36 protein-coding genes and 1 pseudogene are annotated in these 23335 nt (G+C 50.2%); 16 read left to right on the forward strand and 21 right to left on the reverse strand.

The genetic code is table 11. The annotated features are described in order from the left end of the window. Positions 1–55 precede the first annotated feature (55 nt). Positions 56–397 (reverse strand): HNH endonuclease, encoded by a 342-nt coding sequence (locus SIK97_RS18765; protein ID WP_032694448.1) that lies wholly within the window; start codon positions 395–397, stop codon positions 56–58. A gap of 54 nt (positions 398–451) precedes the next feature. After that, positions 452–697: a DUF2560 family protein gene (locus SIK97_RS18770; protein WP_032694447.1), complete on the reverse strand. Its 246-nt coding sequence runs from the start codon at positions 695–697 to the stop codon at positions 452–454. Positions 698–1280: 583 nt separating this feature from the next. Between SIK97_RS18770 and SIK97_RS29730 the strand changes: the two genes are divergently transcribed. Beyond that, entirely contained in the window at positions 1281–1445 is a 165-nt protein-coding gene (locus tag SIK97_RS29730) for a YnfU family zinc-binding protein (RefSeq protein WP_224226066.1), read from the forward strand. A 214-nt stretch (positions 1446–1659) separates the two neighbouring features. Here SIK97_RS29730 and SIK97_RS18775 read toward each other — a convergent pair whose 3' ends face one another. The 7 genes from SIK97_RS18775 to SIK97_RS18805 form a co-directional block, all read right to left on the reverse strand. Beyond that, positions 1660–1845: a hypothetical protein gene (locus tag SIK97_RS18775; protein WP_014228564.1), complete on the reverse strand. Its 186-nt coding sequence runs from the start codon at positions 1843–1845 to the stop codon at positions 1660–1662. 124 nt (positions 1846–1969) lie between these two features. Next, positions 1970–2263, reverse strand: a complete 294-nt coding sequence (locus tag SIK97_RS18780; protein WP_181680421.1) for a hypothetical protein — start codon at positions 2261–2263, stop codon at positions 1970–1972. Beyond that, positions 2260–2454, reverse strand: coding sequence for a hypothetical protein (locus tag SIK97_RS18785; RefSeq protein WP_142481533.1), 195 nt, complete (start codon positions 2452–2454; stop codon positions 2260–2262). Before SIK97_RS18785 ends, SIK97_RS18780 begins: the two co-directional genes overlap by 4 nt. After that, positions 2405–2680 (reverse strand): hypothetical protein, encoded by a 276-nt coding sequence (locus SIK97_RS18790; RefSeq protein WP_142481531.1) that lies wholly within the window; start codon positions 2678–2680, stop codon positions 2405–2407. The genes SIK97_RS18785 and SIK97_RS18790 overlap by 50 nt, the downstream gene beginning before the upstream one ends. A gap of 7 nt (positions 2681–2687) precedes the next feature. Beyond that, positions 2688–3317, reverse strand: a complete 630-nt coding sequence (locus SIK97_RS18795) for a glycoside hydrolase family 19 protein (RefSeq protein ID WP_102811754.1) — start codon at positions 3315–3317, stop codon at positions 2688–2690. After that, positions 3317–3598 carry a phage holin family protein gene (locus tag SIK97_RS18800; RefSeq protein ID WP_004121581.1) on the reverse strand — a complete coding sequence of 94 codons (282 nt, stop codon included), beginning with the start codon at positions 3596–3598 and terminating at the stop codon, positions 3317–3319. Before SIK97_RS18800 ends, SIK97_RS18795 begins: the two co-directional genes overlap by 1 nt. Then, positions 3585–3980 (reverse strand): phage holin family protein, encoded by a 396-nt coding sequence (locus SIK97_RS18805; RefSeq protein WP_004121584.1) that lies wholly within the window; start codon positions 3978–3980, stop codon positions 3585–3587. Before SIK97_RS18805 ends, SIK97_RS18800 begins: the two co-directional genes overlap by 14 nt. A gap of 242 nt (positions 3981–4222) precedes the next feature. Between SIK97_RS18805 and SIK97_RS18810 the strand changes: the two genes are divergently transcribed. Then, positions 4223–4633: a hypothetical protein gene (locus SIK97_RS18810; RefSeq protein ID WP_181680420.1), complete on the forward strand. Its 411-nt coding sequence runs from the start codon at positions 4223–4225 to the stop codon at positions 4631–4633. A gap of 582 nt (positions 4634–5215) precedes the next feature. On the opposite strand, the gene SIK97_RS18815 is transcribed toward SIK97_RS18810, so the two are convergent. From SIK97_RS18815 to SIK97_RS18860, 10 genes are all read right to left on the reverse strand, one after another. Continuing rightward, positions 5216–5794 (reverse strand): DUF1133 family protein, encoded by a 579-nt coding sequence (locus SIK97_RS18815; RefSeq protein WP_127673849.1) that lies wholly within the window; start codon positions 5792–5794, stop codon positions 5216–5218. Positions 5795–5807: 13 nt separating this feature from the next. Then, on the reverse strand, positions 5808–6788 hold the full coding sequence (locus SIK97_RS18820; RefSeq protein ID WP_319610955.1) for a DUF968 domain-containing protein: 981 nt from the start codon (positions 6786–6788) through the stop codon (positions 5808–5810). Beyond that, positions 6785–7480, reverse strand: coding sequence for a phage antirepressor KilAC domain-containing protein (locus SIK97_RS18825; RefSeq protein ID WP_047720915.1), 696 nt, complete (start codon positions 7478–7480; stop codon positions 6785–6787). The genes SIK97_RS18820 and SIK97_RS18825 overlap by 4 nt, the downstream gene beginning before the upstream one ends. Before the next feature lie 14 nt (positions 7481–7494). Continuing rightward, positions 7495–7884 (reverse strand): RusA family crossover junction endodeoxyribonuclease, encoded by a 390-nt coding sequence (locus SIK97_RS18830; protein ID WP_125286717.1) that lies wholly within the window; start codon positions 7882–7884, stop codon positions 7495–7497. Positions 7885–7893: 9 nt separating this feature from the next. Further along, positions 7894–8703, reverse strand: coding sequence for a DNA adenine methylase (locus SIK97_RS18835; protein WP_047720913.1), 810 nt, complete (start codon positions 8701–8703; stop codon positions 7894–7896). After that, entirely contained in the window at positions 8700–9614 is a 915-nt protein-coding gene (locus SIK97_RS18840) for a conserved phage C-terminal domain-containing protein (protein WP_047720912.1), read from the reverse strand. The genes SIK97_RS18835 and SIK97_RS18840 overlap by 4 nt, the downstream gene beginning before the upstream one ends. Then, on the reverse strand, positions 9571–9783 hold the full coding sequence (locus SIK97_RS18845; RefSeq protein WP_071988277.1) for a DUF4222 domain-containing protein: 213 nt from the start codon (positions 9781–9783) through the stop codon (positions 9571–9573). The genes SIK97_RS18840 and SIK97_RS18845 overlap by 44 nt, the downstream gene beginning before the upstream one ends. Before the next feature lie 237 nt (positions 9784–10020). Then, on the reverse strand, positions 10021–10476 hold the full coding sequence (locus SIK97_RS18850) for a YmfL family putative regulatory protein (RefSeq protein ID WP_047720911.1): 456 nt from the start codon (positions 10474–10476) through the stop codon (positions 10021–10023). Next, complete coding sequence (locus SIK97_RS18855) at positions 10477–10707, reverse strand: hypothetical protein (protein ID WP_040186309.1); 231 nt, start codon at positions 10705–10707, stop codon at positions 10477–10479. A gap of 34 nt (positions 10708–10741) precedes the next feature. Further along, positions 10742–10939 carry a Cro/CI family transcriptional regulator gene (locus SIK97_RS18860; protein ID WP_040186306.1) on the reverse strand — a complete coding sequence of 66 codons (198 nt, stop codon included), beginning with the start codon at positions 10937–10939 and terminating at the stop codon, positions 10742–10744. 99 nt (positions 10940–11038) lie between these two features. Between SIK97_RS18860 and SIK97_RS18865 the strand changes: the two genes are divergently transcribed. The 11 genes and pseudogenes from SIK97_RS18865 to SIK97_RS18915 all read left to right on the forward strand — a co-directional run bounded on the left by SIK97_RS18865 (position 11039) and on the right by SIK97_RS18915 (position 18181). Next, entirely contained in the window at positions 11039–11671 is a 633-nt protein-coding gene (locus SIK97_RS18865; RefSeq protein WP_040186304.1) for a LexA family protein, read from the forward strand. A 308-nt stretch (positions 11672–11979) separates the two neighbouring features. Further along, positions 11980–12897, forward strand: a complete 918-nt coding sequence (gene rdgC, locus SIK97_RS18870; protein WP_047720908.1) for a recombination-associated protein RdgC — start codon at positions 11980–11982, stop codon at positions 12895–12897. A gap of 88 nt (positions 12898–12985) precedes the next feature. Further along, positions 12986–13285: a hypothetical protein gene (locus SIK97_RS18875; RefSeq protein WP_047720907.1), complete on the forward strand. Its 300-nt coding sequence runs from the start codon at positions 12986–12988 to the stop codon at positions 13283–13285. Then, positions 13285–14070 (forward strand): ParB/RepB/Spo0J family partition protein, encoded by a 786-nt coding sequence (locus SIK97_RS18880; RefSeq protein ID WP_131929670.1) that lies wholly within the window; start codon positions 13285–13287, stop codon positions 14068–14070. The genes SIK97_RS18875 and SIK97_RS18880 overlap by 1 nt, the downstream gene beginning before the upstream one ends. Beyond that, entirely contained in the window at positions 14067–14636 is a 570-nt protein-coding gene (locus tag SIK97_RS18885) for a hypothetical protein (RefSeq protein WP_181680419.1), read from the forward strand. The genes SIK97_RS18880 and SIK97_RS18885 overlap by 4 nt, the downstream gene beginning before the upstream one ends. Before the next feature lie 228 nt (positions 14637–14864). Beyond that, positions 14865–15125 (forward strand): annotated as a pseudogene (locus SIK97_RS18890) (ead/Ea22-like family protein); the annotation flags it as partial. A 149-nt stretch (positions 15126–15274) separates the two neighbouring features. Continuing rightward, positions 15275–15613 (forward strand): hypothetical protein, encoded by a 339-nt coding sequence (locus SIK97_RS18895; protein WP_181680417.1) that lies wholly within the window; start codon positions 15275–15277, stop codon positions 15611–15613. After that, a complete protein-coding gene (locus SIK97_RS18900; protein ID WP_181680416.1) occupies positions 15610–16080 on the forward strand; it encodes a hypothetical protein in 471 nt (156 codons plus the stop codon). Before SIK97_RS18895 ends, SIK97_RS18900 begins: the two co-directional genes overlap by 4 nt. Continuing rightward, on the forward strand, positions 16070–16465 hold the full coding sequence (locus tag SIK97_RS18905; RefSeq protein WP_123829858.1) for a hypothetical protein: 396 nt from the start codon (positions 16070–16072) through the stop codon (positions 16463–16465). Before SIK97_RS18900 ends, SIK97_RS18905 begins: the two co-directional genes overlap by 11 nt. A 338-nt stretch (positions 16466–16803) precedes the next feature. Further along, positions 16804–17067: an excisionase gene (locus SIK97_RS18910; RefSeq protein WP_064374402.1), complete on the forward strand. Its 264-nt coding sequence runs from the start codon at positions 16804–16806 to the stop codon at positions 17065–17067. Then, positions 17042–18181 (forward strand): phage integrase Arm DNA-binding domain-containing protein, encoded by a 1140-nt coding sequence (locus SIK97_RS18915; protein WP_064374401.1) that lies wholly within the window; start codon positions 17042–17044, stop codon positions 18179–18181. Before SIK97_RS18910 ends, SIK97_RS18915 begins: the two co-directional genes overlap by 26 nt. 215 nt (positions 18182–18396) lie before the next feature. Here SIK97_RS18915 and SIK97_RS18920 read toward each other — a convergent pair whose 3' ends face one another. After that, a complete protein-coding gene (locus SIK97_RS18920) occupies positions 18397–19554 on the reverse strand; it encodes a glycosyltransferase family 9 protein (protein WP_032749531.1) in 1158 nt (385 codons plus the stop codon). Positions 19555–19915: 361 nt separating this feature from the next. Between SIK97_RS18920 and dgcJ the strand changes: the two genes are divergently transcribed. The 3 genes from dgcJ (at position 19916) to SIK97_RS18935 (ending at position 22556) form a co-directional block, all read left to right on the forward strand. Further along, the gene (gene dgcJ / locus SIK97_RS18925; protein ID WP_057173615.1) at positions 19916–21412 is read left to right on the forward strand and encodes a diguanylate cyclase DgcJ; all 1497 of its coding nucleotides are present in this window, start codon (positions 19916–19918) and stop codon (positions 21410–21412) included. Positions 21413–21445: 33 nt separating this feature from the next. Next, positions 21446–21946, forward strand: coding sequence for a YbaK/prolyl-tRNA synthetase associated domain-containing protein (locus SIK97_RS18930; protein WP_057173613.1), 501 nt, complete (start codon positions 21446–21448; stop codon positions 21944–21946). 163 nt (positions 21947–22109) lie between these two features. Then, the gene (locus tag SIK97_RS18935; protein WP_004138309.1) at positions 22110–22556 is read left to right on the forward strand and encodes a DUF441 domain-containing protein; all 447 of its coding nucleotides are present in this window, start codon (positions 22110–22112) and stop codon (positions 22554–22556) included. Here SIK97_RS18935 and SIK97_RS18940 read toward each other — a convergent pair. Then, positions 22540–23334: an AraC family transcriptional regulator gene (locus tag SIK97_RS18940; protein ID WP_171820989.1), complete on the reverse strand. Its 795-nt coding sequence runs from the start codon at positions 23332–23334 to the stop codon at positions 22540–22542. The two genes, SIK97_RS18935 and SIK97_RS18940, sit on opposite strands and share 17 nt — an antisense overlap. Position 23335: the final 1 nt, after the last annotated feature.

Here is a 23335-nt window from a genome sequence, read left to right on the forward strand (position 1 = left end):
CATTTCGGGTCAGACTTCTGAACTTTTGACCCGCCCCTCCCCTATGGAATTGACGTCATCTGAACCAGTGAGAGTTTGGATCAAGCGGAATACCGTTTTCATCACAGCCGATAACGGTGCCGCGCTTCTCCATTCGCTGCTTCGTTGAGTCATGGTGCTGCTTACACAGCCCTTGCCAGTTCTTCCGGCTCCAGAAAAGCTTTTGCGCTTTCGCTATTGCCTTGCTGTCACCAGAACGCAGAGCCTCTTTCAGTTTATGCGGGATGATGTGGTCAACCACCGTGGCGGCTGTCACCCTGCCTTGCTCGTGGCACATGACGCATAAGGGGTGCGCACGAAGGAATAGAAGACGCTCACGGTCCCATTTGCTGCCATATATGCGCGGTTCTTTGTTCATGTTTTCGTTCCTTGAGCATTATCACAGGCACTCAGTGAATGCCTGCTGTAATGCCTAGCTGGACTGCTCAGCAGCGGTATCAAAGAGCGGCAGCGCTTCAGTTGCTTCCTGCACTGCTTTCATCGTCTTTGCCACCACTTCAGTCTCTGATGTGACACGGCTGTATTGCTGGATGAATAGCTGATATTTAAGCGGACTATCCTGAACAAACTCTACAGCGACTTTAGCTGCTGCTGTGTCGTAGTTCAGGGTGGAAAGCAGGTTCAGGCGAATCTGCTGGGCGTCGGTGATTTCTGCCATGTCTTACCTCTGTGCGATGTGGGAGGCTTTATCAAACCACTTCGGAAAGCGGCTCCGTGATGCCATTAAAAAAGCCACCCGGAGGTGGCCTTTCTGATGGCTAAGAAAAAGGCCGCAAAAAAATGCGGCCTTTTGTCATGCACAGTTATCGATTAAATAAACTCTCAGGAGCCATCCGGGAGAGCCTCACTTAAACGAGTAACTGACCTCCGACAGACTGGTGTTGGGACGGAGGTGCAATGAGAGTAGTGTGTTTCATTTTTTTTCATACCAGCAACCACACAATAATGGCAGTTCTTCTTGTTAATCGATAACTGCTATTCAATTAGTCTGGCCAGACGGATGATTATCCTGCCAGGGGTCATCACACTCACACGATGAAAATCTTTAAAATAAAACATTAGCCGGTTCACTCGCCTTCGAACAGGTGCAATGGTCTTGCACTGACGAAATTAGATTTAATCGTTCGTTGCCATCTTCCGTACAAGCCAAATAGTCACAAAAAAATAAAGGTTAAAAAGTGAGCTATTTACTGTCCTGTGGTGTATGGTTAGCAATCACTCACGAGGATAAAACCATGTCTATGCTCAAAGACAAGATACGTACACTCAGGCCTGTAAAAAGCACCTGTCCTCACTGCTCTCGCCAGTCAACACATAGCCTGTCGAGAATTAAAAACGATATAACATTGATCTGCCCATACTGCGGAAATATTTTCCTCCCCTCAGAAAGTAAACCTGTTAAGTAACTGATCGAATACTTTACTGAAGCTGATGTTCACTCTTAGGCTTCAGTAAACGAAACGTTGACATGCTTCTTCTCCTGCTTCTGGCAATAAAAAAGGCCGCCATTGGCGACCTGGGTTCAAATTATGTGTGTCAGGGCATATGACACGAGTAACCGCAGTAATAGCCACCGTTGGATTGCGGGTTGACTTTCTGCATATTCTCTGCAACCTACATTTAAGTATAGATCGAACCAGCAGTCCCGATTATCGCAGCAAGCAGAAAGAAGGTGACGGCAGTTCTACGCATTTGCACGCCATAAAATGACAGAGCCAACCCGACGAAAGCAACAATTAAAACTGTCCACATATCCAGTAAGAGGAAGAGATATCCCTCGAAAGCACTGTCAATCAGTACGTCCACATCGCGCATTCCTTTTAATAGATAAACTCCGCTGAAATACTATCACGATAGCGTTAGCAGACTATCTGCTAATCATCAAGCATCGACTGACTTATTTTCGGTGGATTTCTTTTCGCAAGTTGTGTTAGCAATCAGCGTCAGGGCGAGCCACCGCGCGGCATGCCCACATACAGGCTTCCTGCATTTTGGTGCGAGCGATTGCCAGACAGCGCAAAGCTTCATCAATCTCCAGAGCCTGCTCAGCACTTAACATTGCCGGGCCATTACGGACAGCCAACAAGTCACCTTGCTCGGTATCAAGCAAACTACATAAGTGGCGGCTGACGCCTTTGAGGCGGTTCATGCGCTCAATCTCGCCCGCGGTTAATGTGCGGTAGCCTTTTACAGTGCTGCCGTCCTGCGGTTTTGCTTCACTCATTTCGTAGCCTTTTCGGTTGGTTGCGGGCAGTTAGCCTGCACTGATTTGTTGTGCGCCAGAATGTCGCGCTTGGTCTGACGGTCGAGAACGTCAATATCGTGGTCGGTCAGGTAGATGACCCTCACCCAGTTGCAGGCCGTATCAACGACTACCGGGGCGGGTAAATCTTTCGCGCAGCTCGCGATCAACATCGTCATCGACCATACGCTTAACGTCTTCCTGTACATCGCTGGCCTCTTTCGTTGCTTGCGCTTTCCGTTCTGCTGCTGCGACTGTAGCAGCTGCGTTCTCTTCTGTGCGCTGCTGTTCGGCTTTGGCTTCCGCCTTGCTGGTTCCACGTGAATGGCCTAACCCAAATGCGCCAGCGATAACGGCCAGCAACGCAGTTACCAGACCAATAATCATTTCAATGCCCATAGTGACCTCACACCAGTACTGATTTAGCCTGGTTAAACAGCGCTCGGCGTTTATCCAGACCGTTGCGGCCACCGTTGATAAGCAACGTTACGCGTTCAACATCACCGGAATGAAGAAGGCAACCGTGGGAGACATAAAACCATGCGGCTGAACGCGCGGCGTAATCATCTCGCTCCAGCAGCTCAGGCTGGGTAACAAGGTCAAGCTTCAGCGCCTGTCCGCAGCTGCGATAGTTGCTCAAGCCCGTAACTTGTTTCAGGCCGCGACCGCGATATTTCCAGCCATCACCGGCAACCTGATTTCCGAGGTTCTTTTTCCCCCACTCGCCCCCATACACCAGGTTCGCGATTGCTCGCTGATTAGCTGGTTGTGTTGCCGCTCTGCCGAGTGCGGCGGCCTGCTGGGCGGTGACACGGTGTTTACCGAACGTAGGTACAAGGTTGTCAGCTGCATAGTTCAGGTTTTCCACCAGCCGGGTAAAGCCTCCGGACTCGTGCCCCATCTGGGCAATGAACATCGCCTGATCGAGTGGAGCAGTAATGCCGAATTCTTTCATCGCAGCATCAATATGCGGAAACCAGCGCGCAGCTAACCCGGCGCTAATACCAGCCGCCCGTTGAAATTGTGATTGGTTCATCAGTGCCTCAGTGCATCAACCAGTCGCGCCACATTCCCCCTGAACCAGAGAACCGCGCCGCAGATAAGAATGTTAGCCAGCACCACCAGCCAGTGGGATGACTCGTACAGGCCAAACAGGAAACGGAAAGGAATGCTGGCGTAAACCAGAACAGTGAAGTAAGCCATCAGCGAAATCATGGGGCGGTGTCTTGACCCATCACGCCGGTAGAACATCAGCACAACAACAATTACAGCGCATATCACCGCATTAATGATTGCGCTCGGATCACTTGTTACCATTGCTTGTCCCTCCTCCACGTAAGCGAGAGAGAATCCCAAACAGGCTACCCAGGTCCTGACTGTTTACGAAAGTCAGCAGCTTTATAGCTATGGCTGCCACGATTACCGCTCCGAGTGCATCAAGCGGCCTGTCGTTGTAACCAGTCCACTTTGAGAAGTACGACCCCAGCAGAGGAGCACCAATCACACCGAATATGAATGAAGTGATGAAATAGCCCACCAGCTTTATGCGGCTAATATTCACCGCCGTTGCGACATAGAACACCGCACCAGCAAACGCGCCAAATACCACGCCGTAATCAATACCAGTTGCCAGGCCGAATAGGCTGGCGCCGAACAGTCCACCAGCTGCTATCGTTGTGGCAGAAACAGGATCGGACATTTAGCCCCCTCTATTGCTGTGGATCCTCTCAGAACGAGGGGAAAATAGGATGGCCGCCAGGTGACAGCCACCAAAAATCACTGTAAAAATATCAGGGTTCACCACCCTCTCAGACGGATTTATTCTTCTTGTTCAGTCTCGTCCGCGTACGAAGCCAAGGATGTATCCAAGACCAAAACAAGAAAAACCGAATCCCACCACGGGTAATACTGAATAAATAAAATCAGGCATAGGGAAATCTCATGGAAATTATTTCAGTAATCGGAGTGATACTGACACTGCTAGGGCTCTTTATTCCGTCACTAATCAGTAACCATTCGTCACGTAAGGCAGAGTTCAGGAAGCATTCCGCACCACTGCGGGGAAAGTTGCTAAGCGAAATTGAGGCTATTGAAGGAGGCTCTTATCCATTCAGGCTTATCAGCGATGCTGATTTCAACCAGTTGCTACCTTACGCCCCGAGGCGCAGGAAAAACGCTCTCCTTGATGCTTACACCAGTTATCTCGACGCTCATACGATGGCCACCACGAAGCACTGGCACGATGAACATCCATCCGATGGAATGCTATTTTTCCCGACGGGTTTCTCAGTCACTAATTCAGATGAGATACTGAAGAAAATGCAACCTCTGAAAAAAGAACTCAGCAGATAGTCCTTTAGGATGGCCGCCAGATGGATTAACGACAAAGCACAGAGTGAATGACGCTCTGGTGGCACAAATAAAAAAGCCATGCAAATGCATGGCCTTGTGATTTGAATCCGTTATTTACAAAAAGTAGTCAAGACAGTATCTTTCGACTTCCGGACAAAAAAACATATACCGGGACAAAATCTAAATGTAACTGCCTTGCCTGCATGAAACCATGCGGGCTTTTTTTTTGCCCAAAGAAAAAGCCCACCGAAGTGGGCCTTACAGCTATCATCATTTTTTATTAGGTGTGGTGCCGGGTGCCTCCCGGTAAGTCGCCGCCAGTCCACAGACGACTCGCAATGCGCAAAAAAACATATCAGACTGGCAATGCCCCTCCGCATAGGGGGATTCACCACACCAAAAATTTAACATCTGATGAAACTCGTTTCAATGCTCTACGACGATGTGACAGGGGTACTGATGCAATGCATCTCGCGAATACCCCTGTCGTGTCGCCGGAAAGCAAAAAGCCCAAGGCGTTAACCTCGGGCTTCAGTAATTTTTGCTGCTCAGTTCGCTTTAACGTCCCGAGCCTACCACAATTCAAGCACTTTCCTGCTCACTTTGCAAGTAAAATCTGTCGCCATTTGTGCCGAACGCGTCACATAGTGGTGCGTAAAGTATCGATTCTGCCAAACTTATCCATGTGTCAATTCTTCTGCGGCACGTAATCAGTGCCCAGTCAGGATGTTTTTCCATAAGCTCGTTAGCCATCTGAAGTTTACTTTTGCGTAAGCGATAGCGATCAACAATCACACCATAGAGTGACCGGTAGTCCTCATTCATTATGACCCCAGCAATAACACCATCAATTTTTAATCCCTCCTCGTCAGAGCAGAACGCTAGGCCGCTTTTGTTTTTACTGCTGAGAATCTCTTTAAAGAATGCCTCAAGCTCTGGTCTGGTTAAGCCTGACTTCTTCATCCGGCGTAGTGCCTCATTGATAGCCGTTTTCGTTATCTTTCCGGATGCCAGTAACTGATTAAACATATTGCCGCCGCTACCACCGCCGATATACGACCAGCGGCCCCACATACGCAGCTTTCCCTGTATCCAGATGCTTTCCAGTGTGCGGAGGCGAACCATTTCGCCGGATTTGCCAACTTCAGAAGGATTAATCATCTTGCGTCTCCACTTACGCCAGTACGCCGATTGCCAGCGAACGATCTAAGAATCGAAATATCAGCTCCAGCTGTGAGCCATATTTCTGTTCAAATGCCACGGTGTCAGCGTGCAACTCGTCGTGGTGCGCTCTGCAAAGCGGCAACACAAACAGGTCGTGCGCTTTCGTTCCCATTCCACCTTGTCCGTGGCCTATCAGGTGATGGGGGTCATCTGCTGGTTTATTACAGCAGGCACACCGCTGGGTTTTAACCCAACTGGTGTAATTCTCGTTTATCCAGCGTCGGCGCTTTGGCCGAAGCATGAATGATTCCGGCGTTTCAGTATCCACTTTCAGCGCCAGTATCTTTTTTTGGACTAATTCGGTTGCCGCAAACTCTGGCTGTAAATCACTTTCTTTCATCACTGACTGGTGCCTGACTTCAGGCAATCGCATCGCTTTTCTTGCCAGCGTTTCCGGTATGACGTGCGACAGATCGTTAATGACCAGCCACCAGCACAACTCCGGAATTGTTAGTGCATGGTCCTCATTAAATCCCAGTCTGGAACGTATGACTGATATCAGCCAGGATACCAGGTTTTTACGCGCAATGCCTGCCAGTTCCTGTGTGAATTGGTCCCTGACAAGATTGTCACAACCCCAGCAAAGGCGAATGCTTCCAGGTTCATGGCGGAAGAGTGTGAAATTCTCACTATGCCAGGTTGCATGCGGATACTGACATTCGAAAGTACGCTCCAACTCGGCCTCAAGGCCTACTAAACCGCCAGCACGGATCAGCACATCCATATTTTCAAAGATAGGCAATACCGTTGGGTCACCTTCCAGCGGCTGTGTTGCTGGAGGGATAGCTCCAGTCTGATATTCAGCGTAACGCTCTGGCTCAGGCTCAATCAGTACACGTCCTCGCCTGAACAATGGCATAAGCTCAGCACCTGGGCGAAGAAGAACAACGCCCATTTTAGGGGCGATCTCAGGAGTAAGTAGTGCTCTCACGCTGCGTGTCCTCCTGCTTTGTACTCTGTCCACAGGCCTCCAATCCACCTGACCCCTTTGGCGGTAAAGCGAGCCTGACTGAACGCGTGGTTTGATGTAAGTGATGTGCCTGTCTTAACCTCAAAACGTCCCGCATCGATATGCTGAGCCATCGGCGTCAGCGTTCCTCCAAGCCGGTACATGATGTCATTCTCAATCAGGAATAAGCGGAACTCTGTTTCCTTAGCCTGAAGAAGCTTTGCCACCTGACGGAATGACATTGAACCGTTAGCAGTACAGTAACGATCAACAAAATCAACCTTCGGTGCGGCTAATGCCAGTTCTTGCGACAGATGCTCTTTTTGTTCCTGCAAATCAGCAGCCAGACGCAAAGCATCCGAGAAAGACTGCGGGATGACCGGATGTTGTGCAGCTTCAAGCTCATTCCAGCGGTCAACAAGGCGTGCTGTGAATTCTGGCGATAATTGCGCGACAACAATAATACTGTCTCGCTTGCCCTTCTCTCCCCTGAAGAGATATACCGACATCGTCCGCCCTGCAGTGGGCTTTTCCTCAATTTGAGGAGAAGCTATAACGCCCTTATCCACCAGCGCTTCAATTGTTCTTTTTACGTTGTCGTGGCGCTTATCTACCAGAACAGATATTTCGATGCTCGACATCGTAACTGTCTTGCTTGCGATTAACTGATTCATACGTTCTCCACTTGTCAGGCAGCTGCAACTGCCGGGGAAATAAATCGCTTAATGGTGATTTCTACTTTCCCTTTCTTCACGATGTTCCCCCACTCCACCAGCATACGTTTCACCTGGCTGTCGTCCTCCCAGACACCGGTTTGAGTCAGCGCGTCGAACAGCGCTTTGTTGTAGTTGTCAATATCACGACGGCGCTGATCCGGCGGATACAGAACAATATGAACTTCCGCCAGCTCACTTGATGGCCTTGGGACTGCCCGTAACTGTTCGATAATTGCCGCCCTGGCTGCTTTCTGGAACTTGCGACCAGTCTCGCTAACCAGATGCCGTCCCTTCAGTGGCCCTTTGATGGGAGCGCGCCAGTAACTGTTTACGCTTGGTGGAAATGGCAGTGTCAGTTTCATAAGGCCCCCTTAGAGGATCGCCACGACATCCCGAGCGACTTCCCGCGTGGTGCCATTGCAGGAGATCGAACGACGCGCTTTGATAAATTCCAGATTAAAACCATGCTCCCGGTACAGGTCTACTACCCTGGGGGCTGATGAGTTTGAAATGACTACCCTCGCGCCACGTTGGTGCGCTTCTACGCAGTGCTTAGCCAGCAATACCTGGTCATCCCAGTTAAAACCACCAGCGGCATACGCGGTAAACCCTGCAGTACCGGGCATCGGTTCATAAGGGGGATCGCAATACACAACGTCACCTTTCCCTGCAAGGCCGATAGTCCGGCGATAACCGGATGTCATGAATACGCAGTTGTGAGACATATCAGCGAAAGCCTTCATCTCCTGAAATGGGAAATAGGGAGCTTTGTATTTTCCCCAGCCAACGTTGAACTGATGGGCCAGGTTGTAACGCATCAGCCCATTGAAGCAATGCCGGTTGAGATACAAGAATGCAGCTGCACGCTCGGCTGCATCCAGTGTCTGCGCGTTGAATTCCTTCCTGATCAGTTCATAACCTTCAGGATTGCCCATTTTCTCGAACATCCAGCGGGCTTTGTTTTCAACCACGTCAGGCACGACAGCCAGCATTTGATACAGATGGATAAGGTCGGGGTTAACATCTGCCAACAGGAAATCCGCGTGTTTATCGCTGTTCAGGAATACAGAACCGCCCCCCACGAATGGTTCAATCAGTCGTAACCCTTCAGGGATATACCTGAACAGATCGTTAAGTTGGGTGTATTTACCACCTGCCCACTTCAGAAATGGCTTGCTCATCCTCTGAACCCCGCTGGTATGCCAGAATAATCAACATTGGCGTGAGTGGACTTGAACGCAGCGGCGTCTTTGGACCATCGTCCATTCACCCAGGAAGGCCGTCCTGCCGAGGACCATTTCCGGGCCTTATCGAAATATTCCGCGCAGTTCTCTGGGGCAAAAAGTGTTTTTGGCCGTAGGTAGTCGCACATTTTTGAATCGTTCGCCCATTTCTCATTCAGGTAATCAACCACCAGCATGAGGTCTTCAGGGCTGTAATTTTCTGCCAGACGACCGCGGATATATCCCAGAGTAGTTTTGCCACGTCCTCCTCGCCCATAGCTCGAATTAGTAACCTTGTTGAAATGTTCCAGAACGGTAATCGCAGGCCCGGTCTCGTCAGGTTGCTCAGCAACCGGACAAGAAGGGGTTTTATTATCTGTAGTACTCTCTGTTGTATTCTCTGTAGGATCATCGTGCCAATTTGACCTGATGACAGCGGTTCGTTTTGACTTGGTGGAGCGTTTCATATTGACCTCTTCCATCGTGTCATTTTGACCTGATGGAACAGCGCATTTTGACCCCTTCGATTTAGTCACTTTGACTTCATCTAAAAGCTCACTCTCGTAATTGATCGTGTAGTAGTTGGTCATGTCGCGCTGCGACTTGTTGAGCTGCTCGATTTTGAGTACGCCCAGGCTCTTCAGGCGGGTGAATGTGCGCTTCAGCGTTGACTCAGACCAGAACGGGAATTGCTCCAGCCATTGCTCAGTGGTGTTGTAGATCCAACGCACACCGTCACGCTCAAGCCCGGAGGTTGTCTCCTTCAGCCAGTAGTTAACCTGCTGCAACGCTATGGCTTCATTCAGACCAATGCTGTATGCAAGGTCAGGATTGATGACTATCGGCCTTGATGGCATTAACAGGCTCATAAGACCCCTCTATTTCCCTGAATTTTCGTCTGAACTGCTCAAGGGGGCTGAAGCACTCATGCTCGTACCCTTCACGCAGGTATATAACGCGCTGTGTCTGGGGCTCCCAGCGGATGACCTGGACCGGGATTCCGTAGTGATCTCTGAACCATCGGTTAAGTTCTCGCATACGCTCCCCGCCTGACCGTTAAAGTCCCCTACCACCCACTGAGCAAACTGGTAGCAGACAGGCTCGAACCCGCCTGGTACTCTTACCCCATACACGAACTGAACCGGACCTGCTCCACCAGGAACCGGACGCGCTATAAGTTGCGACCTGCGGTACTGTGTTGGTAAACTGTTCATGCGTTAGTAATCTCCACTGATAACGACACGCCACGACGCCAGAGGCTGCAACCTGCTGGCGTCACTTCTTTTTGCGTGCAAACAACGTGATAATTGCCGCGATTTCTTCTTCACGCGCTGCCAGGTGGCGGCGGTGATGCACCATGATTTCTTCAGCTTCATGTCTTTCGATAACCCCATCTTCAAGCGCCTGTTCGATAATCTGATCCACCTGTCCCCTGGCGGCAGAGGTACGCATTGCACGACTAAACAGGTCCACGCGGTCCAGTTCTTCCAGGTGCGGCACATCCACCAGCAGAGCACCGCGACGGCGGGCAAAATATTCAGCCAGGTGAGATGTATTCGAGATGTCCTCCATCGCTTCCAGTTCAGATACTTCAAAGAAACGACAGCCGTTCTTCTCGTAGAGGTTGTTATTGAACTGGGTTAAGGTCATACCTAATGCACCAGCCATCGCTTCACGTCCGCCGGGATAGGCTTTGCACATTGCCTTTACGGCTTCTTTCAGGTTTGTCATTTAAATCAATGCCCCTTTCGTTCTGGTGCCTTTCTTCTTGCCGTACTTAAGAATCATTCGGGCTTGTTCAAGGCAGTCGTCAAAGATGTTTCTTCGCTTGGTTGTCGGCTTTGATGAGCGCCGGTAGTACGAAATAGCCTCTACCCCCCCCTGCTCAGCCTGTTCTGCTGAATAACCATCAGTCAGGAGTGCCTTAACAACATTGTTTTTTATGAACTGTTCCGGGTTCATACCTACCCCTTTGAAATTCGGTTTGTAGTTACCTCTAAGCTGCTGGGTCTATAGACTTTTGGTAAAGATTCGCATCGTATTTGAGTTTTCCTTTTGTGATTCTCTCGATTACAAATGCTTGTTTTTGTGGAATTACATTTCCCCATTGGCAAACAGCACTATGGGTTACCCCTAAAGCAATTGCCGTTTTAGAAATGCCACCGTAGTACTCAACAACTTGTGTTTTTAACATGCTTCACCTCCTTAAAGTTAGCATTCTTACATCGTATATGGACAGCATGCTTACGTCAATTAAATGTAAGATTGCTAACGTGCAATCCGAGGAGAATTTATGGATACCGTTGGTAGCAGATTAAGATTTAGGCGAAAACAGAAAAAACTTACGCAGCGGGATATTGCTGAGTGGGCTGGTGTCAGTGCCTCTGCTGTTACCCAGTGGGAAAGTGATTTGACTAAATTGTCTGGAGAAAACCTGATTCTGGTTTGTAAATGCCTGCAATGTTCCCCCGAGTGGCTAGTTTTTGGCACGGGGGATATCGAAAACGGCATTAATATAAATCTAATCTCAACAAGAGAGGTTCCACTCATTTCTTGGGTGCAAGCGGGTAATTGGACCGAGGTAATAGGGAACCCTAGCAATGAAATGGTGAAAACGACGCGAAAGCTGTCTGATTCTGCCTTTGCGTTGAGAGTTAAAGGACATTCAATGACGTCAAATCAAGAGCTTAGCATTCCAGATGGTTCCATTGTTATTGTAGAGCCGGAGTATGGTTTTGTTGATGAAGCTAATGGAAAAATCGTCGTGGCTCAAACCGTTTCGGGCGGTGAAGCAACTCTTAAGAAGTTAGCTATTGACCCGCCTTTTTCATACCTAATGCCACTGAATCCGTCTTTCAAACCTATCGAGATCAATCAAGACACCAACCTTATCGGGATAGTTAAGCAAATCATCATAGATCTCTAACTTTGCAATCCCCTCCGAACCCGCCATAAGCGGGTTTTTTATACCCCCGGGCATAAAAGTAAGATTACTTACAATTACACCTTGACTAAAAATGTAAGATATCTAATATTAAGTGCATAACTGTGCTGTGTGTAGTCTTGGCGGTGCCAGTTTCCCTTTGTTTCTGGTACCGCCCTTTTTACACAAGACACAAGAGCATCACCGAGTAACGGGCCCATCACCCAATCCGCTCGGGCGGATTTGCAGCCGCAGGTGCTCTTCTGTGTTGTGTGGAGATAACTAACCAATCCTTTGCAGAGGACATAGAAATGAAATTATCAAAGTTACGTAACGCCATTGTCTATCGGGCTACTTTGCCCAGTATTGAATCGGTTGAAGGGCACCTGCAGGAATTGCCCTACTCTGAACTTACAGAAACGGAGTTCGCGCGGGCTTCCTTCGTCCCTAATCCGATTACCGGCGAGCTGGTTACGCCAATTACTGGCGGTTATGCAATCGTGGTTCGCCGCGATGAGAAAATAATCCCCCAGCACGTCGTGATGAAAGAAGCCAATGAGCGTATCCAGCGCATCGAAAATGCGTGTGGTCAGAAATTGAAGCGCGCTGACCGTAACAACATTATCCAGGATGCTAAGGTTCAGCTCTGCAAACAGGCATTCATCAAGTCGTCTCTGATCCTGGTCCTGTATAACACTGCAGAAAATCTGCTGATCATTAATTCCGCCAATAAAAATATTGCCAATTTAGTCGGGGCGATGCTGGTTAAAGTGATCGGCTCAGTAAAAACAGTCACGATCAACATCAGTGATATCAAAAACGGCCTGACAACGCGCCTTAAAAACCATCTGGACGGCGAAGAATCAGCGTTTGCCGGGTTTGAGGTTGGTGATTATGTCCAGCTATCCCGACTGGCAGAACAGAAAGAAGTTATTCGCTACTCTGCGGAGCACACTTCCGTTACCAGTGAAATTCTGGAGAGCCTGAACACAGGTTTTATCGTTGATAACATGGAATTAAGAGGCTGCGGCGTCTCTTTTCTGCTTACAGATAAATTCCATTTCCGGCGGATCGATACCAAGGATAATGATTATTCTGATGATGACGACAAAGCCTACCGCTGGCGTCACCAGGCAGGTACGGACATGTTCCAGTTCTGTAAAGTAATTAACCAGCTTTGTGATCTGCTCGCCTACAAAGAGCCCGAAGAACAAAAACCAGCAGCCTGATTAGAACAGCAGCAATTACCCCATTCTCATGGGTTGGGTTGCTGCACCCTAAAGCGCGTTGCAGCGCGTCAGTTGGAGAAAAAACATAATGGCAAAAACAGCACAGCAGTTAATTAAAGATGCCTTTGAGGCGGCTAAAACAATGCCTCCTGCTACTGCAGAACTGCTAAAAGATTTGGCAACTATGCTCGATGTTTCGAACGTTACTCTTCGCCAGGCACGTAAAGAACGTGACGCCATGAAAGAAGAAGTTCTTTCCTGGGCTAAAGAATGCGATCGCATTGTTGAACGTCACACTAAAACCCGCAGCAATATGCACGTCTTAGAAGCTATGCGCGATATGGAGAATATCTCGGCTGCTTCCACCAGCGATGTGGAGGCTGTCTGATGGCTAAAGATTCAAAAGTTGTATATGGCGCCAGTGGCAAGACGAACGTTTTAACGTTCGAGCCCGAAAACCTGCACCTGGTCACCGATATGACCCACCCTCTCTACGATGAACGTGTTCACCTGCCGATCGACGAAGGGATGGTACTGAACATCAAGGAGCTGGGTGTACTGGAGCCGATCATCGTCTGGAAAGACCCTGAAACGGGGCTCACCTGCGTAGTTGTAGGCCGTCAGCGCGTAAAACATACCCTGGAGGCAAATAAGCTTCTTTTGAAAGAGGGCAAAGACCCACTGCTTGTTCCTGGGGTCGTTAAGCGCGGATCAGCAAATCAGATGGCTAAATACATGGTCAGCGAAAACGAAATTCGCCGACCTGATACACCGCTTGGCCGCGCTAAAAAAATGTCAGACGCTCTCGACCGCGGACTCGATGAGGACGACATTGCGGTGTTGTTTGGCTGCAGCGTTCAGACCGTTCGAGCAACGCTCTCCCTCCTCGATGCTACTCAGGCCGTCCGGGAAGCGGTGGAATCTGGCACTGTTACTGTTACCCAGGCACGTCAGCTTGGCACGCTTCCCCCGGAAGAGCAGCGGGAAAAAGTAAAAGAGATTGAATCTGCAACCGTTGGAACTACCGGCCATGAAAAAGCCAGGCGCCAGCGCGCCGTGCTTGGCGAAACTAAGCCACGTCTCAAATCACGCAAAGAAATCACAAAAGCCCTTGAAGGTGCCAGCGGTGAATACGCTGATGCTCTGCGCTGGGTGCTCGGGGAGGCTGTATGACTATCACACTACAGGCAGTAAACGAGCTCATTCAGTCGCTGGAGTCGGCGGGCGAGCTGTCAATCAAAGAGACAAAGGTTATGGCGCTGGCGAAAGCGTTTAAGCAGCTGGCTGCGGAGAATGTGGGGCTGAAGGCTGGCGTAACTTACTTCGCATATTCCCCTGAATACGGCTTCGATTACTTCAAAGACAAGCAGAGCGCTATTGATACAGCGCAAGCTGAGATTGACGCTTACCGTGAGGACGCAGACGACGGCTGGAGCGAAGATGTTCAGCGCGTGTCATGGGGTGTCGTGATTCAACAAGCTCAAGGCTTCGATGCTCAAGGGCTGCACACCTCCGATAGCCAGCACACCTATCAAACATGCGATTACTGGCTGGTTGACTCGGTAGAAACCCCCGGCACCGATCGCATCTATGCCGGGATTAAGGCTGAAGGGGTTGAAGAGTTTGTATCCAACACCGTGCATAAGATTTTTGATGAAAGCGAGGCAGTGTCAGCTTTGGCTTACCTTTCCCTGGCTAATTCACATGTGAAGCTGCTGCGCGAGGGGGCCGACAAATGAGCATTAGAACAGAGCATGGGTACGGGCCATTAACGGTTACTGTCGGCTGGCTTGATAACTGCCCGAACTGCAACAACGACAAAGTGAGTGTGACTGGCTGGTCTGTGTCTCCGGATACTCTTTGGGCTGGCGACGAAGCCGTATGCACGAAATGCGGACACAAAGGCGAAATTGATGCAGACGGTGAAAACGCCTGGGTTGAATGGGATGGCGTGAAGGAGTCCAGCCATGACTGATATCACCGAACTGGCGCCAGCTATGAAAGCGGCAGCAGAGAAAGCAAGTTCCGGCGACTGGGTAAAAGAGTCTGGCGATGGCTGGGATGCCACTTGCAGCAACGATGACCAGGCCAACAGCGGATTTATTATCGCGAATTTTATAGGGCCGGATTCAGCGGCCAATCGTGAATTTGTTCAGTTGGCTAACCCTGCCAACGTCCTCGCGCTGGTAGAGGCGCTGGAGAAGGCGCAGCAGCGGATTACTCAGCTGGAGCCCCGCACCGTCACCGTGAAGCAATATGATGAATTTCAGATTTGCCATTACGGTGCCACTGAGGACTACGCGAAGGGATATATCGACTGTCAGAACAACTTTTCCAAATGGCTGACCGCCGTTGGCATCAAGTGGGAGGCTGAGTGATGGGCAAACCACTAAACAAACGCGAACGCGAGTTTTTAAAGCCAGCAATTGTCCACGGCTGGGAAATCGAAATTAGCCCATTCCGTAAAACGGCGTTATGGGATGGCGATTCTCTCCTTCCAGTTAGAGTCGGCATCATGGCTGAAAGCCTGATAAAGCGCGGCTATCTTGAGCGAATTTCTATGGGATTCGGCAGGGACATAATCAGAGTGACGGAAAAGGCTAAAAATTTGCGGTGTTACCGTTGCTCGTATGGCAGGACCATCAAAAACGGTCAGCAAGCTGGCCCATGCCCGCATTGTGACGGCGGAATCAAGCCAGAAGGAGCCAATCAATGACCAATAACCAGTTAACCAGAGAAGAGAATGTTCAGGCTGTCTTTGATTTAAAAGCCGGCTACAAATTGGGGCTCGCCGATGTAGAGATTCTCAAGCGAGTAGCCCGCATGATGCTGGCCGCAATGGACAGCGAGCCGGTGGCATGGATTGCGATTTATCACGGAGAAGTGTACGACGAAGCGATCGGCATTACTCGCTCCGTTGTTGAGGCTCAAGCGGATCATTTTGGCTGGGAGTCGGCGTTAACGGAAATCATCCCGCTCTATCGCCACGCGCAGCAGCCGGTTGTGCCTGACCGCTCCATATTCGAAAAATGGTGGGAATCACAGAATGGAGCGCCCCTCGATGGCTGGGATTCGTTACGGACAACTGACGGCTATTGTGACGATGGCATTGATGGTCAATTTGAAGCCTGGAACGCCGCCACGCTCGCAGCCGCCCCGCAGGAGGTGCCAGATGGAAAATGAGAGCGACAACGTCATCACTCTGGTGCAGCCCAAGCGAGACGAAGAGAAGCTACTGAATATCACCGTAACCGACAGAAAGGACTACAGGCAGCAACACTGCAAGCATAAAGCCGTTGAAGTCGATGAGAAAGGGCGGATCATTCTGTGCCTTCAATGTGGCTGTGCCGTTGACCCTTTCCAGTACGTTCTTCAGTGCGCGACTGATGGCGAGGCTGTGGTGAGAGAGATTCAGCAGCTTCATAACCGCCGTGATGAACTGCGCGAGGCTGTAGCCAACCTGGAGCGCGAAGAAAAGAACGCTAAGGCCCGGCTGCGCGCCGCCAGAACGTCAATCCTCTTCGCAGAGAATGACCTGAAAAACACTGAGCGGGGGATAAAACAGTGAGTCAATCCCCCGCAGAACGCAAAGCCGCGCCGAGAGCAAACAAATTAAAGCTCCGTCGCTGGCGGCGTATTCGTGATGATTTGGCCTGGTATAAGGAGGAAGCAAAAGACCTGCATAACAGGCTAATGGAATTAGCCGATGAAGTAGCAAAGCTTCGGAGCCAGGTTCTTACCGTACCTATGCCAGTAATAGTTCCTTTCCAGATTTATTCGACAGTAACAGGAGAGCCAGACCACCAGCTGTGCAAAAAGTGTAATGACGGGCTTCGTGGGGGATGCTCGGCTTGTTCTTTTAGTGGCAGATAACCCGGTTGCAGCCGGATTAGTGGAGATATACGTATGGGGCAGCTAGTTACTATCTATGACTGGGCATCAGGACCAAATGGTTTTAAATATCCAGTGAGCAAAGCAACACTGAATAAAATAGCTAAAACCAAACAAACCTTCCCGGCTGCAATCAAACAAGGTCGCCGCTGGGTGATTGATGAAGATGCTCGTTTTATTGGCATGGTGGGTGATGTTGATATTTCTACATCTCTGTCAGATAAAGCCCGCCAGTTAGTGGAGAAGGCCTTCTATGGCAGCTCGACCCAGAAAACATAACATTAATATTCCAAACTTATACTGCAAGTTAGATAAGAGAACATCCCGTATCTACTGGCAGTATAGGCATCCCACATCAGGTGTTTTTGTAGGATTTGGAACCGATGAAGATGCAGCGAAAGCTGCTGCAACTGAGATGAATCGTCTCATTTCTGAACAGGAAACAAAGCAATCATACGCTCTTGTCGATATGGCCATTAAAGCAAACGACAAGAAAGCCCCGGGAATGAGAGTTAGCGACTGGATTAAAAAGTATAAGGAAATTCAACAGGAGAGGATGGAAAACAACGAGATCAAACTATCCACATTAAAAAATAGGCGTCTTTGCTCGAATATTTTATCTAAAAGAACACCGAATCTGCGAATAGCAGATGTGGATACCAAGATTATCGCTACCATCATTGATGAATATAAAAATGCAGGTAAGCAAAGAATGGGGCAACAGGTAAGGTCGGTTCTGGTTGATGTTTTTAAAGAGGCTCAACATGCAGGCGAGGTTCCTCCTGGTTATAACCCTGCTCTTGCTGCGAAGAATCCTGTAGTGAAGGTAAGGAGAAAACGATTGACCTTAGCAGAATGGAAAACCATTTTTAAACACGCCGAGGATATGCAGCCAGCTGCGCAGAACGCCATGCTTCTGGCTTTAATTACTGGCCAGCGATTGGGTGACATCGTTGATTTCAAGTTTTCCGATGTGTGGGATGGGTTCCTGCATATCACACAAAACAAGACGGGGTCCAAAATTGCCTTACCACTTTCCCTTAGATGTGATGCCATCGGTATGACGCTTGAAGAAGTGATCGCAAGATGCCGGGATCGATTCGTTAGCAAGTACCTAATTCATCACTCAGTTCTGCATGCGACGGCGAAGCCAGGAAGCAAAATCCCTGTGAATTCCATATCGCGGTATTTCACCATTGCAAGGGATCAATCAGGGATTAAGTGGCCTGAGGGTCATACCCCGCCATCGTTTCATGAACAACGTTCACTGGCATCTCGCCTCTACAAAGAACAAGGCTTAAACGTTAAAACCTTGCTGGGTCATAAAACTGACGCGATGAGCGAAGAGTATGCAGATGATAGAGGACTGGACTGGAAAAAGCTTCAGGTGTAGCTACGTGAAAAATGGTGAGGCATTACCCTGCTGGTCTTGTATTTTTCACGTAGCGTTTTGGGGAAAGATATTGGGGATATTTTGGGGAAACAAAAAACGCTTTATATTTCAATAAAATATTTTCTAGCATTCTGCTTCACAAGCAAACCTCAAAAGCGGACGGTTAAGCCTTTCCGGACAGCCAGCACAGACGCTGGCTGTTTTTTTACCCCACCTTACCCGGCTCGCGCCTGTTGCAGGGTGACGGGATCAATCTCCGACATTATCAGGTCGGGCAAGCTCTCCAGCTGGTATACCTTGCCGCATTTAACGATAATCTGCCGCGCGTTGTCGTACCCCGGTGCCCAGAGTCGATTATTCATCCGCACATCTTTGTAGACCGCGATAAGCGGTTTTTTCCACGCCGCCGCCATATGGACCACCGAGGTATCCGGCGAGATAACTAAGTCGGCCTCGGCGATAAGCGCCATGCAGTGGTGCAGCGTTTTAAACGGATTCACGCAGACCTTCTCCGGCAGGGGGATCCGGATTTCATTGCGATGATCGAGCAATATGATATTGACGTCCGGATAATCCTCACACAGCCTGGCCAGAAGCGTTGCCAGCTGCGCCTGCGACATACTGCGGTCCTGATGCCCGGCAAAAATATTAATCACCACGTTACGCCCGTTGAGCGCCGCCAGATAATCACGAACCTGCTGGCAGATATCCTGTGGAATATGCAGATCATAAGATTGCAGAGATTTTTTATCCAGCTGCAGATAATCAGCGATAAAAGAAAATGTCTTACTGACGTGCCAGTTTTCACAGTCAAAATCAAAAGACTTGCTGTAGTGTTTAATAGAAGGCCACTTATTGAAACCCAGTACCGCTCTGGGCTTTATCTGTCGTAACAGCAGCATCCTGTGTACCGGAATATCAAACAACGACGGGTCGATTACAATATCGTACTTATTATTCGCAAGCTCAGTAATAACTGACTGAGGAACGTTATGGGTAAATTTGTGCAAATAACCCGCCGAGTCGACATTCTCGGCCTCATAGATATGGCGAATGCGAGGATTATAGCGCATGACCTGACTATTGGATTTGGTCAACAGAAAGTCAACGGTCATTCCCGCCTCGTGAAGGCATTTAACCAGCGCTGAATCAACAACTACATCGCCGATCGCACCTTCATTACGCATTAACAGCACCGTTTTTGCGGAGGTTAAATCAGCTTCGCGGCGCGCGCGACTATCCCAGAACGCTTTAGCGATATAGACTCGCAGATCATTGCGTATTTTCTTAAAAAAATAATTTCGACGCCTGTTTAGCGCCCTTATTTTTTTAAACTTTCGAGGGGTTCCCTGCACCGCTGCGTTTTCCATCATGATAACCTCATTGCCGCTTTCAATAGTACTGCCTGTAACCCTGCTAAGGACTGGTAAAAATAAGAAAAGTTCGCTTGATAATTAACATTATTTCATTTTTAGCTGCACCAGGATAGCCATAGCAGCATCATTGCAGCATATTTCATTGAGGATAAAATGAGTGAAAAATGGATTTTGCAGGATATTTACGACAGCAATATTCATTAGCGCCCTCATATTTAATAAACTATTTATTTTCATTGCCGCGCGGTGGTGCCCGATTCCGGTACTGGATAGACAAACAGTCTGCCTGCCACCGAACGTGGCGTCCCTGCGCCGCACATGGTAGAATTATCTCAATTGTGCTGGCGAAAATATCATCATGAAATTACAGAATAAATTACTCCGTCATTTCATTTCTGCGGGGGTGGTTGTCCTGACATCTTCATTTCTGGTGTATGAATTAGTCGCCAGCCATCGGGATATGTCGGAATACATGCGCTACATCGTCGAGAAGGGCGAATCCGCCTTTCTGTACGATAAATATCAAAATCAGCTGGTTATCTCCCAGGTCTCGCGAAAGCTGGATACGCATCCCACTGCCGAAAAGGCCCAACAGGCCTGCGCTGGCGTGCAGACCAATGGCAACGTATACGGGCTCAATATCGCCGGGCATACCTTCCCCGGGCTTCACGGTACGCTCAGCACCACCCAGCCTTCGTGCGAGCCGTGGATTAACGATCTCCCGGCGCTGCAGGCTTTTGATGCCGCGATAGCCCAAAGCGATATTATCGCCGCGCTGAATTCGGCAACCTTCAAATCCGATAAACGCTTCCGCTATTACCTCGATTTAGACAATAAATACGCGTATTTCTATTCGCCGATTGAGATAAATAGCAGCCCCGTTGATAACTGGAACTTTCTTCACGACACTAAACTGGGCATCACTCAGTTCAGTCTTAACGGTTTACTTCGCGGGCGTACGCTAATTTCCAGCATCTATGCTGACGCATTAACCGGACAGAATATTTTGTCGTTCTTAACCCCGGTCTATCATCGGGATCGGCTGAAGGGCATTGTGATGGTGGACGTCACTCGTCACGATATTGAGAAGCTGCTCTATACCACCGACCGCCCCCTGGTCTGGCGTTATCTCGACATCACCTTAAGGGACTCGGACTCAACGTCTGAAATCCGCGTTCACCGCAGCAACACGCATTTTTTCAGCTACGCCAACCATAGCCAGCAGGTGGCGGAAAACCTGCACATTTCGCTGTCGCTGGATATGTCCTATTTTCTGCTTAGCTCCTGGAAGCTATTTTTGTTTTACCTGATATCTACCGGCGTTCTGCTGCACCTGGTACGCATGCACTTTCGCCTGTATACCGACGTTTTTAAAGAAAACATTAGTGATTCTTTAACCGGTCTGTACAACCGAAAAATTCTCTCCTCGCTGCTGGAATCGCGTATGCAAAAGCTCACCGAGCAAGGCGTGAATATCGTGTTTATGGCGCTGGACTGCGACCGGCTAAAATACCTTAATGACACCTGGCGGCACGATGAAGGCGACCGCGCCATCGTGCTGCTCGCCCAGTCCATTTCCGCCGCCATACGTAAAAGCGATTACGGCATCCGGCTGGGCGGCGATGAGTTCTTCCTGATACTGATCGATTATGAGGAACAGGAGGCGAAAAATATACCCGAGCGCATTCGCCAGCACCTGAAGGAAATTGACATTAACCAGCGCGTTAATTTCTCATGGGGGGCCTGCAGCATGGCGCCGGGGGATAGCCTGGCCGACGTCATGAAAATCGCGGATGCCCGGCTGTACGAAAATAAAAAGCAAAAAAAACACGCTTACCCGGGGCGAGAGGATTAATCTTGAGGTTTTATTTTTAAGGAAAAAAACGACATGAACGCGCCAGTAAAAGTGAGTATTCATCAGCAGCTGTTGGCGCTGCTTAACCGCGACCACGCCCGTTACCGGGTCGTGGAACATGAAGCCGTCGGAAAGTGTAAAGCCGTGTCGAAGATCCGCGGCACCGAGCTGGGTCAGGGGGCGAAAGCGCTGGTATGTAAAATTAAAGGACATGGGGTTAATCAGCACGTTCTGGCTATCCTTGCCGCCGATCTACAGGCGGATTTAGCCCGTCTGGCCGAATACGTCGGCGGCAGCAAAGCCTCTCTGGCCAGTCCGGCGGAAGTTGACGCCCTGACCGCCTGCGTCTTTGGCGCCATTCCCCCTTTCAGCTTCCACCCCTCTTTACGCCTGGTCGCCGACCCGCTGCTGTTTGAGCGCTTCCCGGAAATCGCCTTCAACGCCGGGCAGCTTGATAAGTCCATCATCCTTGATACCGCCGACTATCTGCGTATTGCCCGTCCGGAACTGATCGCGTTTCATCGCGAAGCCTGATTGTTCCCTCTCCTGCGCCAGGGCGCGCATTGTGCCGCGGGGGAAAATCGATCGTGCAGATGCCTCAAATCGCGAGTCTGCGATAAAAAACCTGTTTACTTACGCGATTATGCGTAGAGTAAACGGGCTGTTCTTTTTTATATTCTGGCAAGGACCTCTGCACATGCTCGACACCACCCTGTTAATACTGCTGGGCCTGGCGGCGCTCGGCTTTATTAGCCATAACACCACCGTAGCTATTTCAATCCTGGTATTAATTATCGTCCGCGTCACCCCGCTCAACGCCTTCTTTCCGTGGATTGAAAAGCAAGGGCTGACCATCGGTATTATTATTCTCACCATCGGCGTGATGGCGCCCATTGCCAGCGGCACGCTACCGCCCTCTACGCTGCTGCACTCCTTCGTGAACTGGAAATCGTTGCTGGCGATTGCCGTGGGAGTTTTTGTTTCCTGGCTCGGCGGGCGCGGCGTGGCGCTGATGGGCTCGCAGCCGCAGCTGGTAGCCGGACTGCTGGTCGGCACCGTGCTCGGCGTCGCCCTCTTCCGCGGCGTCCCGGTCGGCCCGCTGATCGCCGCCGGGATCATTTCGCTGTTTATTGGGAAGTCGTAGCCAGGCTGGCAAGATAGCGCCCCGGGGTTTGCCCGAGGCCCTTTTTAAACATGGTAATAAAGGCGGTGGTCGAGTCATAGCCCAGGCTCTGCGCCGTCTGCTGTACCGTCTGCCCGCGGATCAGCATCTGCAGGGAGAGGATCAGCTGCAGCTGATGTCGCCAGCGGCGAAAGCTTAAGCCCGTCTCACGCACCACCAGCCGCGCCAGATTGCGTTCGCTCATGGCAAACTCCGCCGCCCACTGCGCCAGCGTTTGCCAGCGGGCCGGGTCGACGGCCATCGTGTCCACCATCTGACGAATTTTTGGATGCCCGGAGACCGGGAGCTGCAGGTGCTCCTGCGGCTGCTGCGGGAGTTCATCGAACAGCACCTGCACCAGGCGGTTCATTGCCGGTTTAGCGAGTTCGGCCCTGCCGCGCTCGGCCATAACGAGGATAAGCTCGCGCACCAGCGGCGAAATTTTTAGCGTGCAGCAGAAATCCGGCATCGGCGCCGCGTGGGGTTCAATAAATAAAAAGCAGACCTGCGCCTCCGGCGTCGCGCGATTGCTGTGCGGCACCTGTCCCGGTACCCACACCGCGTACTGCGGGGGCACCATCCACATCGCGTTCTCCACTTCGCAGGTCAGCGCCCCATGTAGCGCCAGGATGAGCTGACCTTTACGGTGATGATGGCGCGGAATGTACTGCTCGTCCGCGACCACCTGAATACGAAAAGCCGCCGCCGCTTCGTGGCCGCTGTCCGGGTCGTAGCCGTCCAGGCCGAGTCCGATCATGATA

It is taken from the genome of Klebsiella sp. JN_Kp126 (assembly GCF_033843325.1).
GTDB lineage: Bacteria > Pseudomonadota > Gammaproteobacteria > Enterobacterales > Enterobacteriaceae > Klebsiella > Klebsiella michiganensis.

Excerpts from the sequence above, each read along its gene's own strand:
- SIK97_RS18765 (WP_032694448.1), bottom strand. The coding sequence starts at position 397 with ATGAACAAAGAACCGCGCATATATGGCAGCAAATGGGACCGTGAGCGT.
- SIK97_RS18770 (WP_032694447.1), bottom strand. The coding sequence starts at position 697 with ATGGCAGAAATCACCGACGCCCAGCAGATTCGCCTGAACCTGCTTTCC.
- SIK97_RS29730 (WP_224226066.1), top strand. The coding sequence starts at position 1,281 with ATGCTCAAAGACAAGATACGTACACTCAGGCCTGTAAAAAGCACCTGT.
- SIK97_RS18780 (WP_181680421.1), bottom strand. The coding sequence starts at position 2,263 with ATGAGTGAAGCAAAACCGCAGGACGGCAGCACTGTAAAAGGCTACCGC.
- SIK97_RS18785 (WP_142481533.1), bottom strand. The coding sequence starts at position 2,454 with ATGTTGATCGCGAGCTGCGCGAAAGATTTACCCGCCCCGGTAGTCGTT.
- SIK97_RS18790 (WP_142481531.1), bottom strand. The coding sequence starts at position 2,680 with ATGGGCATTGAAATGATTATTGGTCTGGTAACTGCGTTGCTGGCCGTT.
- SIK97_RS18795 (WP_102811754.1), bottom strand. The coding sequence starts at position 3,317 with ATGAACCAATCACAATTTCAACGGGCGGCTGGTATTAGCGCCGGGTTA.
- SIK97_RS18800 (WP_004121581.1), bottom strand. The coding sequence starts at position 3,598 with ATGGTAACAAGTGATCCGAGCGCAATCATTAATGCGGTGATATGCGCT.
- SIK97_RS18805 (WP_004121584.1), bottom strand. The coding sequence starts at position 3,980 with ATGTCCGATCCTGTTTCTGCCACAACGATAGCAGCTGGTGGACTGTTC.
- SIK97_RS18810 (WP_181680420.1), top strand. The coding sequence starts at position 4,223 with ATGGAAATTATTTCAGTAATCGGAGTGATACTGACACTGCTAGGGCTC.
- SIK97_RS18815 (WP_127673849.1), bottom strand. The coding sequence starts at position 5,794 with ATGATTAATCCTTCTGAAGTTGGCAAATCCGGCGAAATGGTTCGCCTC.
- SIK97_RS18825 (WP_047720915.1), bottom strand. The coding sequence starts at position 7,480 with ATGAATCAGTTAATCGCAAGCAAGACAGTTACGATGTCGAGCATCGAA.
- SIK97_RS18830 (WP_125286717.1), bottom strand. The coding sequence starts at position 7,884 with ATGAAACTGACACTGCCATTTCCACCAAGCGTAAACAGTTACTGGCGC.
- SIK97_RS18835 (WP_047720913.1), bottom strand. The coding sequence starts at position 8,703 with ATGAGCAAGCCATTTCTGAAGTGGGCAGGTGGTAAATACACCCAACTT.
- SIK97_RS18840 (WP_047720912.1), bottom strand. The coding sequence starts at position 9,614 with ATGAGCCTGTTAATGCCATCAAGGCCGATAGTCATCAATCCTGACCTT.
- SIK97_RS18845 (WP_071988277.1), bottom strand. The coding sequence starts at position 9,783 with ATGCGAGAACTTAACCGATGGTTCAGAGATCACTACGGAATCCCGGTC.
- SIK97_RS18850 (WP_047720911.1), bottom strand. The coding sequence starts at position 10,476 with ATGACAAACCTGAAAGAAGCCGTAAAGGCAATGTGCAAAGCCTATCCC.
- SIK97_RS18855 (WP_040186309.1), bottom strand. The coding sequence starts at position 10,707 with ATGAACCCGGAACAGTTCATAAAAAACAATGTTGTTAAGGCACTCCTG.
- SIK97_RS18860 (WP_040186306.1), bottom strand. The coding sequence starts at position 10,939 with ATGTTAAAAACACAAGTTGTTGAGTACTACGGTGGCATTTCTAAAACG.
- SIK97_RS18865 (WP_040186304.1), top strand. The coding sequence starts at position 11,039 with ATGGATACCGTTGGTAGCAGATTAAGATTTAGGCGAAAACAGAAAAAA.
- rdgC (WP_047720908.1), top strand. The coding sequence starts at position 11,980 with ATGAAATTATCAAAGTTACGTAACGCCATTGTCTATCGGGCTACTTTG.
- SIK97_RS18875 (WP_047720907.1), top strand. The coding sequence starts at position 12,986 with ATGGCAAAAACAGCACAGCAGTTAATTAAAGATGCCTTTGAGGCGGCT.
- SIK97_RS18880 (WP_131929670.1), top strand. The coding sequence starts at position 13,285 with ATGGCTAAAGATTCAAAAGTTGTATATGGCGCCAGTGGCAAGACGAAC.
- SIK97_RS18885 (WP_181680419.1), top strand. The coding sequence starts at position 14,067 with ATGACTATCACACTACAGGCAGTAAACGAGCTCATTCAGTCGCTGGAG.
- SIK97_RS18895 (WP_181680417.1), top strand. The coding sequence starts at position 15,275 with ATGGGCAAACCACTAAACAAACGCGAACGCGAGTTTTTAAAGCCAGCA.
- SIK97_RS18900 (WP_181680416.1), top strand. The coding sequence starts at position 15,610 with ATGACCAATAACCAGTTAACCAGAGAAGAGAATGTTCAGGCTGTCTTT.
- SIK97_RS18905 (WP_123829858.1), top strand. The coding sequence starts at position 16,070 with ATGGAAAATGAGAGCGACAACGTCATCACTCTGGTGCAGCCCAAGCGA.
- SIK97_RS18910 (WP_064374402.1), top strand. The coding sequence starts at position 16,804 with ATGGGGCAGCTAGTTACTATCTATGACTGGGCATCAGGACCAAATGGT.
- SIK97_RS18915 (WP_064374401.1), top strand. The coding sequence starts at position 17,042 with ATGGCAGCTCGACCCAGAAAACATAACATTAATATTCCAAACTTATAC.
- SIK97_RS18920 (WP_032749531.1), bottom strand. The coding sequence starts at position 19,554 with ATGATGGAAAACGCAGCGGTGCAGGGAACCCCTCGAAAGTTTAAAAAA.
- dgcJ (WP_057173615.1), top strand. The coding sequence starts at position 19,916 with ATGAAATTACAGAATAAATTACTCCGTCATTTCATTTCTGCGGGGGTG.
- SIK97_RS18930 (WP_057173613.1), top strand. The coding sequence starts at position 21,446 with ATGAACGCGCCAGTAAAAGTGAGTATTCATCAGCAGCTGTTGGCGCTG.
- SIK97_RS18935 (WP_004138309.1), top strand. The coding sequence starts at position 22,110 with ATGCTCGACACCACCCTGTTAATACTGCTGGGCCTGGCGGCGCTCGGC.